General features: G+C 71.4%; 1 protein-coding gene. It reads left to right on the top strand.

The genetic code is table 11. The features are described from left to right. Positions 1-136: 136 nt before the first annotated feature. On the top strand, positions 137-1,420 hold a 1,284-nt coding region (locus tag FREUN1FDRAFT_RS39065; protein ID WP_006545984.1), incomplete at its 3' end, for an IS4 family transposase.

Here is a 1,420-nt window from a genome sequence, read left to right as displayed (position 1 = left end):
CCCCAAGGCCGCGTAGTTAGGCGTGGTTGGTGGCTGTCAAGGGACGTCGGCGTGTCGTGGTGCTGGTGGTGAACGCGCAACGGGACCGCTGGTAGGTAGGAGATCCGCCAAGATCCGCCTGCTGCCAGAGGTCCCGTTGCCTGCTCAGTGTCCCACGGTCTGTCTGACGCGTTCCCTCACGGTCGCCGAGGGGGTGTTCGCGCCCGGGCATCTGGGTGAACTGACCCAGCACGCGCCGTTCGAGCTGGTCGATGCCGTGCTGACGGAAACCGGCCGTGTGCAGCAGCGGGTGCGTGATCTACCCAGCCGGGTCGGGATGTACTTCGTTCTCGCGCTGGGCCTGTACGGGCATCTGGGGTACGCCCGTGTGTGGGACAAGCTCGTGGCCGGGCTGCGGGACCTGCCCGGCCTGGTGCTGGTCACGCCTTCGGAGAAGGCGCTGCGGGACCTGCGCCGCCGGATCGGGCCCGCCCCGGTGAAGGCACTGTTCGAGGTGGTCGCAGGGCCGCTGGCCGGCCCGTCCACGCCCGGTGCGCGGTACCGGCGCTGGCGGACGGTGGCGTTCGACGGCTGTAGCTCGCTGAAGGCCCCCGACGTCAACCGGACCTGGCTGGGGAAGATCAGGTACCGGATGGGGTGGGCCGGATATCCCATGGTCGCGCTGATGTGCCTGGCCGAGACCGGGACCCGGGGTCTGCTCGGTGCGGTGTTCGGGCCCACGGCCACCGGCGAGACCACCTACGCCCGTCAGCTGGTAGGCCTGCTGAACGGCGAGATGCTGGTCCTGGCCGACCGCGGGTTCGACAGCAACTCGTTCCTCGGGGCCGTGGCCGGGACGGACGCGCAGTTCCTGGTACGGGCCAAGGCCACCCGCCGGCCCCCGGTCCTGGCGGTGCTGCCCGACGGGTCCTGGCTGACCCGGATCGCCGGCCTGCGGCTCCGGGTGATCGACGCCGCCGTCACGGTCACCGGCACCGACGGAACGGTCGTCACCGGCGGCTACCGGCTCCTGACCACCCTCCTCGATCACCGTGCCGACCCCGCGGACCGGCTGGTCCGTCTCTACCACGAGCGGTGGGAGATCGAATCGGCCTACTACGCCCTGCGTCACACCCTGCTCCACGGCCGTGTGCTGCGTTCGCACGACCGGCCCGGGCTGGAACAGGAACTCTGGGGACTCCTGGCCGTCTACCAGATCCTGCGGATGACCATCACCGACGCCGCCACGGCCGGCGGGCTGGACCCGGACCGCGTCAGCTTCACCATCGCGCTGGAAGCCGCCCGCGACACCCTCGCCACCGCCACCGCCATCCTGCCCGCCGTCGGGGGTGACGGCCGGGTCGACCTGACCGGGATCATCGGCCGGGCCGTGCTGGCCCACCCCCTCCCGGCCCGGCGAGCCCGTTACAGCACCCGCAAG

Source organism: Parafrankia sp. EUN1f, assembly GCF_000177675.1.
Lineage (GTDB): Bacteria > Actinomycetota > Actinomycetes > Frankiales > Frankiaceae > Parafrankia.
Note: the sequence above shows the minus strand (reverse complement) of the source record. Positions and strands in the feature narration are given on the sequence as shown.